Origin of the sequence: Micromonospora sp. AMSO12t (assembly GCF_008806585.1) — a bacterium.
Taxonomy (GTDB): Bacteria; Actinomycetota; Actinomycetes; order Mycobacteriales; family Micromonosporaceae; genus Micromonospora; species Micromonospora reichwaldensis.
The window spans coordinates 19,424-27,995 of sequence record NZ_WAAS01000071.1 but is presented as its reverse complement, the minus strand read 5'-3'; the positions used below and the strand labels follow the sequence as shown (position 1 = coordinate 27,995).

The 8,572-nt window shown below is 72.9% G+C and carries 6 protein-coding genes; 4 read left to right on the top strand and 2 right to left on the bottom strand.

Annotated features, from left to right (window positions below; all coding sequences use genetic code 11):
* Both F6X68_RS13750 and F6X68_RS13745 read right to left on the bottom strand, forming a co-directional pair.
* Positions 1-631, bottom strand: a 631-nt coding sequence (locus tag F6X68_RS13750) for a nucleotidyl transferase AbiEii/AbiGii toxin family protein (protein WP_225852189.1), incomplete at its 3' end; no start/stop codon positions are given.
* Positions 628-969, bottom strand: coding sequence for a hypothetical protein (locus tag F6X68_RS13745; protein ID WP_151454641.1), 342 nt, complete (start codon positions 967-969; stop codon positions 628-630). The genes F6X68_RS13745 and F6X68_RS13750, both read right to left, overlap by 4 nt.
* Before the next feature lie 1,128 nt (positions 970-2,097).
* On the opposite strand from F6X68_RS13745, the gene F6X68_RS13735 reads away from it, so the two are divergent.
* The 4 genes from F6X68_RS13735 (at position 2,098) to nrfD (ending at position 8,539) form a co-directional block, all read left to right on the top strand.
* On the top strand, positions 2,098-2,691 hold the full coding sequence (locus F6X68_RS13735; protein WP_151454639.1) for a hypothetical protein: 594 nt from the start codon (positions 2,098-2,100) through the stop codon (positions 2,689-2,691).
* A 457-nt stretch (positions 2,692-3,148) separates the two neighbouring features.
* On the top strand, positions 3,149-6,448 hold the full coding sequence (fdh, locus tag F6X68_RS13725) for a formate dehydrogenase (RefSeq protein ID WP_255474751.1): 3,300 nt from the start codon (positions 3,149-3,151) through the stop codon (positions 6,446-6,448).
* Positions 6,438-7,553 carry a 4Fe-4S dicluster domain-containing protein gene (locus F6X68_RS13720; protein ID WP_151454637.1) on the top strand — a complete coding sequence of 372 codons (1,116 nt, stop codon included), beginning with the start codon at positions 6,438-6,440 and terminating at the stop codon, positions 7,551-7,553. The genes fdh and F6X68_RS13720 overlap by 11 nt, the downstream gene beginning before the upstream one ends.
* The gene (gene nrfD / locus F6X68_RS13715; protein WP_151454636.1) at positions 7,550-8,539 is read left to right on the top strand and encodes an NrfD/PsrC family molybdoenzyme membrane anchor subunit; all 990 of its coding nucleotides are present in this window, start codon (positions 7,550-7,552) and stop codon (positions 8,537-8,539) included. Before F6X68_RS13720 ends, nrfD begins: the two co-directional genes overlap by 4 nt.
* Positions 8,540-8,572: the final 33 nt, after the last annotated feature.

The following is an 8,572-nucleotide window of genomic DNA, read 5'->3' as shown; positions in this document are numbered from 1 at the left end:
GGACCTGGGCGACGGCGGCGGGGTCCAGGCCGTAGCGGGCGAACCGGCGGTCGGGCAGCCGGTCCAGGTAGCGGCCGGCGGCCCGGACGTCGTCCTCGTCCAGGGCCGGGTCCAGCTGGCGGGCCAGTTCCAGCAGCTCTGCCACGTCGTGGTGCTCCAGGGCCGCCGCGACGTCGATGTAGTCCCGGACCTCCCGCCGGTTGACCAGGGCGGCGGTCTTGTTCGCCATCAGGTCCCGTACGTCCATCACCGGGCCGAGGTCCATCACCACCGGGCTCCGGTGCCGGTCGAGGCGGGCCAGGCTGAGCCGGATGAGCCGCCCGTCCCGGCTCACCACGAAGTCCCTCAGGTCCCGGTCGAAGCCGTCGAACAGCTCGGCCAGCTCGCTGTCGGGGTCGGCGTCGGTCACCTCGAACCCCGCTCGCTCCAGTGCCGTCCGTACCCCGTCCGCCGCCGCGGCGGCGGCCCCCTCCACGTCCGCGAACAGGTCCACGTCCTCCGTCGGGCGGGTCACCAGCCCGTGTGCGGCCCAGGCCACCCCGCCGCCGAGCACGAACCGGTACGGCCCGGCGGCGGACAGGGCCACCCGGGCCACCTCGCGGTAGAACTCGTGCGGATGGGGCGTGCTCACGCCGTACGCAGCCCCCGGTGCCGGCTCTCCCACGCCTGGCGTACGCCCCGAGGCAGGTTGAGCAGCCGCCACACCCGGCGCAACGTGCGCCCGTTGATGAGCAGCCGGAGATCCTCCGCGCGGGTGGTCTCGCGCAGCACGTTCTCGTACATCCAGAGCAACTCGTCCGGATCGCCCAGGTCGAAGGTGCGGTCGGAGTTCCACATCAGCCGCACCGGCAACTCCACCACGCCACGGGTGGGGCCGGTCAGCTCTGTGAGGGTGCGGGCCACCACGGCGGGCCGGCCCGGACGGGCCAGGTGGGCCGCGCGGGTCGGAGCGGGGGAGAGGGCCTGCATGGTGTCAGGGTAACCCCAGGTCGGGCCGCTGGGGATCGCGGTTTCGCCGGTGTCGTGGCTGGCGGGGCGTGGTCGGGATGGTTTTTTGTGCTCCTGGCCGGCGGTGAGCGCGGGTCGCCGGGGCTGGGTTCTGCATTCTCGGCGTGGTGGTTACTGCCAGTGTCGGATGGTTTCGTGGGGGTGCGGTGCGTCGTGGTGGGTGTGGCCGCCGTGCCCGGCTCCGGGCGGTCAGGCTTGATCCCTGCGCCGGGCACGGCGGGCCACACCCCGTCGGTGCCTACTTCTCGCGTCCGTCCGCCGGGCTCCTGCCGGAGATCTTGGCAAGAAACGGCCCCTCCAGGGGCACTCTCGTACCAAGATCTCCACCGGCGCCTCGTGACCCGGGTGTCTGGGGCGACCCCGGTGACCCCAGGGACCCGGGTGACTCAAGTGACCCGAGGACCCCGGCTCACCCGGGTTCACTCGGATGAGCCGGATGAGCCCGGTGAGCCCGGTGAGCCTGGTGAGCCAGAGTGAGCCTGGTGGGCCGGGTTGAGCCAAGTGAGCCGGGTGAGCCGGGAGTCGGTAACCCGTGGACCCGGGTGTGACCGGGTGTCCGGTTTCGTGGTGGCTGGCCGGGGCGGGTTGAGCCGGTGAGTCGTCGGTGGGTGGCGTGATGGTGCCGGGTGTGCGGTTTGTGGGTGTGACCGGGGGCATCGTGGGGGCGGAATCGTGGCCGGGACGGGGTCGTTACACCCTGCGTACGACCGAGCAAGACCCACGCCGCCGAGGTCACGCCGCCCCGATGGGTTGGCGGGCCCCGGCCCCCGGAATGATGGCGGGCCGGCGGTGGTTACACATGGTCCGGCCGACGTGAGGGCGTCCCCCGCCCCGCACGACAGCCCGGCCCCGCTCTTCGGCCCGCACGGGTTGGACAGCCGGCTGGTACGGCCGATCTGATCTTTTCTCTGGTCTTTCCTCTGGCTTGATCGCTTGATCGTCGGAGATTCCCTCCAGGTTTCGCCGGAGAACCCCCTTGAGTTCGCATGAGCCCCTTGAGTTCGCATGAGCGCCGACGGTGCTTGCACCCGCGTGAAGCCGATCCCCCTTTCGGTGTGTGGGTGCCAACCCCCGAATGGAGCGTTTCTGATGAACACGATCATTCGTAAGAGCGTTCTTGGTGTTGCTGGTCTCGCGTTCGCCGGTGGCGTGTTCGCCGGTCCCGCGACCGCGCAGGCGGCCCCGTCGGTGGAGTCGACGCCGGTGGCAGTGGCCGTGCAGGCCGACAAGCCGTCGGTCGACAAGGCCAAGCTGATCCCGCACGGTGTGCAGGGCGCCCAGTCGCACGTCGACCTGTCCGACGAGCAGGTCGACAACGTCAAGGCCATCATCGCGGCGACGAAGAAGGCCGGCATGGACGAGCGTGCCGCCGTGGTGTCGATCGCCACCGCGTTGCAGGAGTCGAAGTTGGAGAACCTGGGTCATCTGGGTGACCGCAACGACCACGACTCGCAGGGCCTGTTCCAGCAGCGCCCGTCCTCGGGTTGGGGCACGGTGGAGCAGATCACCGACCCGGAGTACTCGACGATGGCGTTTCTGAAGGGTCTGAAGCAGGTCGACGGGTGGCAGGACATGCCCCTGACCAAGGCCGCGCAGACGGTGCAGGTGTCGGCGTACCCGGACCACTACGCCCAGTGGGAGCAGCAGGCCGCCGACCTCGTCACCGAGCACTGGAACAGCTGACACGCAGACTTTCCACCACAAGGGGGATCGCTGGCCGGCACCCGAACACGGGGTGCCGGCCAGCGGCACATCCACCGCCGGTGGAACATCGCAGCCCGTCGGCTGGTTGAATGAGGTGTCGGTGTGTCCAGTGTCCCCGGGCCTCACCTAAATTGCCTTCGCGGAATACCGTCCGGCTGGAGCCGCGTCGCGCCACTCGCCGAGAGGCGACCTGCACACCGACACCGGCGCCGCCCCCCGAGCCTCCGGGCCCGGGGGCGGCGCTGTCTTCGCCGGCCCCGCAGCCGACATCGAGCGGACCGCCGCCGGGACACCGGTCGCGTACGGCCATGGGCGACGCCGTGGGAAGCGGGCGGTGACCGTCGGGGGGTGATCCCGCGGCACGGGTCGCGGTCCCGGACGGCCTGGCCTATGTTCATGGTGGCTGTGTCGGACGGGCCGGGAGGGGGTGTCGCGCGTGGGCCTGCGGACTTTCATCCAGGGCTGGCCGGTGTACCGGCAGCTCACCGGGACCGACCCGCTGGGCCGGGGCGCCGCGGCGCAGTCGGGCCGCTCGGCGGAGCTGACCGCCCGCACCGAGACCGCCGACAGCGTGGCGCGGTCGGTCTGCCCCTACTGCGCGGTCGGCTGCGGCCAGCGCGTCTTCGTCACCGACGGAGCGGTCACCCAGATCGAGGGCGACCCGGACAGCCCGATCTCCCGGGGGCGGCTGTGCCCGAAGGGGTCGGCCAGCAAGAGCCTCGTCACCAGCCCCCTGCGGCAGACGAAGGTTCGCTACCGGCGGCCATACGCCACCGAGTGGGAGGATCTGGAGCTCGACGTCGCGCTCGACATGATCGCCGACCGGATCCTCGCCGCGCGGGCGGAGACCTGGGAGGACGTCGACGCGCAGGGCCGGCCGCTCAACCGCACGCTGGGCATCTCCAGTCTGGGTGGGGCGACGCTGGACAACGAGGAAAATTACCTCATCAAGAAGCTTTTCACGGCGATGGGGGCGCTCCAGATCGAGAACCAGGCGCGCATTTGACACTCCGCCACCGTCCCCGGTCTGGGGGCCAGCTTCGGTCGCGGCGGCGCGACGGACTTCCAGCAGGACGTCGCCAACGCTGACGTCATCGTCATCCAGGGCTCGAACATGGCCGAGGCCCATCCGGTGGGCTTCCAGTGGGTGATGGAGGCCAAGCGGCGCGGCGCCAAGGTGTTCCACGTCGATCCGCGGTTCACCCGCACCAGCGCGGTGGCTGACACGTACCTGCCGATCCGCGCGGGCTCCGACATCGCGCTGCTCGGTGGCGTGGTGCGCCACATCCTGGAGAACGGGCTGGACTTCCGGGAGTACGTGCTGGCCTACACCAACGCCGCGACGATCGTCAGCGAGCGCTTCGTCGACACCGAGGACGGCGACGGCTTCTTCTCGGGGTTCGATCCGGAGACGGGCAGCTACGTGCAGGACTCCTGGCAGTACGCGGGCCACGAGTCCGACTCCGGCAGCGGGCACACCGCGAAGGAGCGGGACACCGCCGCCGGGCTGCGCCACGAGTCGCACGGCGCCGACGTGGGCGGGCAGGTGGAGCGGGACGAGACGTTGCAGCACCCGCGCTGCGTCTACCAGATCCTCAGGCGGCACTTCGCCCGCTACACCCCGGAGATGGTGGAGCGGGTCTGCGGCATCCCGCGCGAGAAGTTCCTGGAGTTGGCCGAGGCGTGGACGGCCAACTCGGGCCGGGAGCGCACCGGCGTGCTGATCTACTCGGTGGGGTGGACGCAGCACAGCGTCGGCGTGCAGTACATCCGTACCGGCGCGATCATCCAGCTGTTGCTGGGCAACATGGGCCGCCCCGGCGGGGGCATCCTGGCCCTGCGCGGGCACGCCAGCATCCAGGGCTCCACCGACATCCCGACGCTGTTCAACCTGCTCCCCGGCTATCTGCCGATGCCGCACCACGCCGACCACCCCACCTTCGACGAGTGGGTGGACAGCATCCGCCATCCGGGCCAGAAGGGCTTCTGGGGCAACGCCCGCGCCTACGCGGCGAGCCTGCTCAAGGCGTACTGGGGCGACGCGGCGACGCCCGAGAACGACTTCTGCTACGGGTACATGCCCCGGATGACCGGCGACCACGGGACGTACCAGCAGGTGCTGAACATGATCGACGGGAAGGTGCGGGGCTACTTCCTGCTCGGTCAGAACCCGGCGGTCGGCTCGGCGCACGGCCGGGCGCAGCGCCTCGGCATGGCGAACCTGGACTGGCTGGTGGTCCGCGACCTGTTCATGATCGAGAGCGCCACGTTCTGGCGCAACAGTCCCGAGGTCGCCACTGGCGAGATCGTGCCGGAGCAGTGCAAGACGGAGGTGTTCTTCCTGCCGGCCGCCTCGCACGTGGAGAAGGAGGGCACCTTCACCCAGACCCAGCGGCTGCTGCAGTGGCGGGAGAAGGCCGTCGACCCGCCGGGCGACGCCCGCTCCGAGCTGTGGTTCTTCTACCACCTCGGGCGTCGGCTGCGGGAGAAGCTGGCCGGCTCCGACCTGCCGCGCGACCGGGCGCTGCTCGACCTGGCCTGGGACTATCCCACGCACGGTCCGCACGCCGAGCCGAACGCCGAGACGGTGCTGCGCGAGATCAACGGGTACGAGGTGGCGACCGGCCGCCCGCTGTCCGCGTTCGCTGAGGCCCGCGACGACGGTTCCACCGCCGTGGGCTGCTGGATCTACTCCGGGGTGTACGCCGACGGCGTCAACCAGGCGGCGCGGCGCCGGTCCCGTCACGAGCAGGACTGGGTGGCCGCCGAGTGGGGCTGGGCGTGGCCGGCGAACCGGCGCACCCTCTACAACCGGGCCTCGGCGGACCCGCAGGGCCGGCCGTGGAGCGAGCGCAAGCGCTACGTGTGGTGGGACCCGGACGCCGGGGAGTGGACCGGCTACGACGTGCCGGACTTCGAGCGGACCAAGCCGCCGACGTACCGGCCGCCGGACGGCGCGTCCGGCCCGGAGGGGATCGCCGGCGACGACCCGTTCGTCATGCAGGGCGACGGCAAGGGCTGGCTGTACGCGCCCAGCGGCGTGCTGGACGGCCCGCTGCCGACGCACTACGAGCCGGCCGAGTCGCCGGTGCGCAACCCGTTCTACCGGCAGCAGGCCAACCCCACCCGCAAGGTGTACGCGCACCCGGTGAACTCGGTGAACCCGAGCCCGCCGCAGGAGCACAGCCAGGTCTTCCCGTACGTGTTCACGGTCAGCCGGCTCACCGAGCACCACACGGCGGGCGGGATGAGCCGTACGGTGCGGCCCCTGGCGGAGCTGCAACCGGAGATGTTCGTCGAGGTGTCCCCGGAGTTGGCCGCGGAGGTGGGCCTGGCGCACCTGGGCTGGGCGCACCTGGTCAGCGGGCGGGCGGTCATCGAGGCGAAGGTGCTGGTCACCGACCGGCTCAGCCCGCTGCGCGTGGACGGCCGGGTGATCCACCAGGTGTGGCTGCCGTACCACTTCGGGTTCGAGGGCCTGGTGACGGGCGACTCGGCCAACGACCTGTTCGGGATCACCCTGGACCCGAACGTGCTGATCCAGGAGAGCAAGATCGGTACCTGTGACGTACGGCCCGGTCGGCGGCCCACCGGCCCGGCCCTGCTGGACCTGGTGGCCGACTACCAGCGGCGGGCGGGCATCGTCCCCGGCCAGCCGGCACCGACGCTCACCCCGGGGGCGCTCGCCCCGCCGGAGCCCGCCGACGGCGCCGGGGAGGGCACCGATGCTTCCTGACCCGCACAGCCTGTCCGGGCCGCTGGACCCGGCTCCGGAGGCCGGCTGGACCGACGCCCCGCCCCGGATGGGCTTCTTCACCGACACGAGCGTCTGCATCGGCTGCAAGGCGTGCGAGGTGGCGTGCAAGGAGTGGAACGACGTCCCCGGCTCGGGGCTGGACCTGCTCGGCATGTCGTACGACAACACCGGCGCGCTGACCGCGAACTCGTGGCGGCACGTCGCGTTCGTCGAGCAGCCCCGCCCGGCGGGGCACCGCAGCCCGCCGTTCGCCGGCACGCCGACGGGCGGCTCGGTCAGCGCCTCGTCGGCGGCCGTGGCCGCCGGCGTCGGCAACCCGACCGGCACCGAGCCGGGGGTGCCGCCGGGCGCGGCGGACGCGGCCGCGCGGATGGCCGCCGGCACCGGGGCCGGCCCGGGGACCGACGCCGGCGCGACCAGCACCGGCACGAGCACGGGCCCCGCCGGCGGGCCGGAGTTCCTGGGGATGCCCGGGGCGCAGCCGCGGGGGCGCGCGGGGGGCGCGGAGGGGCGCACCGACTTCCGCTGGCTGATGATGTCCGACGTCTGCAAGCACTGCACCCACGCGGCCTGCCTCGACGTCTGCCCCACCGGCTCGCTGTTCCGCACCGAGTTCGGCACGGTGGTGGTGCAGGAGGACATCTGCAACGGCTGCGGCTACTGCATCTCCGCCTGCCCCTACGGCGTCATCGACCAGCGCAAGGGCGACGGCCGGGCGTGGAAGTGCACGCTGTGCTACGACCGGATCGGCGCGGGCAACACTCCGGCCTGCGCCCAGGCGTGCCCGACCGAGTCCATCCAGTACGGCCCCCTCGACGAGCTGCGGGAGCGGGCCGCGGCCCGGGTGGCGACGCTGCACGAGCGGGGCGTGCCCGAGGCGCGGCTCTACGGGCACGACCCGGGCGACGGGGTCGGCGGTGACGGCGCGTTCTTCCTGCTGCTCGACGAGCCCGAGGTGTACGGGCTGCCGCCGGACCCGGTGGTCACCACCCGGGACCTGCCGAAGATGTGGAAGCGCGCCGGCCTGGCCGCGCTGGCGATGGCGGCGGCGGCCGTGGCCGCGTTCGTGGGAGGTTCCTCATGAGTCCGGAGCGCGGTGGGCGCAGGCGGCGCGGCGGCGAGGAGCTGAGGGTCCCGGAGGCCGAGTTCACCTCCTACTACGGCTGGCCGATCCTCAAGGCGCCGGTCTGGAAGTGGGACATCGCCGCGTACCTGTTCACCGGCGGGCTGGCGGCCGGTTCGTCGCTGCTCGCGGCGGGCGGGCAGCTCACCGGCCGTCCCGCGCTGCGCCGCGCCGGCCGGGTCGCCTCGCTGGCGGCGGTCACCGCCAGCACCGTCTTCCTGATCAAGGACCTGGGGCGGCCCGCCCGCTTCCACCACATGCTCCGGGTGGCCAAGCCCACCTCGCCCATGTCCGTGGGCACCTGGATCCTCGGCGCCTTCGGCCCGGCCGCCGGGCTCGCGGCGGTCGCCGAGGGCGCGGCATGGCTGCCCGGGCGCGGCCTGCCGGGGCTCGTCCGCCGGGCGCTGCCGCCGGTCGGGCACGCCGCCGGGCTGGCCGCCGCGGCGACCGCGCCGGCGCTGGCGACGTACACGGGGGTGCTGCTGGCCGACACGGCCGTGCCGTCGTGGCACGAGGCGTACCCGGAACTGCCGGTCATCTTCGCGGGCAGCGCCCTGGCCAGCGGCGCCGGCGTCGGGCTGATCGCCGCGCCCTGCGCGCAGGCCGGGCCCGCCCGGCGGATGGCGGTGGCGGGCGCGGCCCTGGAGCTGTACGGCGCGCACCGGGTGGAGACCCGCCTCGGGCTGCTCAGCGAGCCCTACCGCACCGGCCGGCCCGGTCGCCTGCTGCGCGCCGGACGGGCCCTGACGGCGGTCGGGGTGGCCGGCGCGTTGCTGGGTCGGCGCAGCCGGACGCTCTCCGCGCTGTCCGGGGTGGCGCTGCTGGGCGCCTCGGTGGCGACCCGGTTCGGCATCTTCGAGGGCGGCGTGGCCTCGGCGAAGGATCCGAAGTACACGGTGGTGCCGCAGCGGGAGCGCCTCGAGCGGCGGCGCGCCGCCGAGGGCTGACGCCCTCCCGCGCACGCCCGCCGGGCCTGTGGT

Excerpts from the sequence above, each read along its gene's own strand:
- F6X68_RS13720 (WP_151454637.1), top strand. The coding sequence starts at position 6,438 with ATGCTTCCTGACCCGCACAGCCTGTCCGGGCCGCTGGACCCGGCTCCG.
- F6X68_RS13745 (WP_151454641.1), bottom strand. The coding sequence starts at position 969 with ATGCAGGCCCTCTCCCCCGCTCCGACCCGCGCGGCCCACCTGGCCCGT.
- nrfD (WP_151454636.1), top strand. The coding sequence starts at position 7,550 with ATGAGTCCGGAGCGCGGTGGGCGCAGGCGGCGCGGCGGCGAGGAGCTG.
- F6X68_RS13735 (WP_151454639.1), top strand. The coding sequence starts at position 2,098 with ATGAACACGATCATTCGTAAGAGCGTTCTTGGTGTTGCTGGTCTCGCG.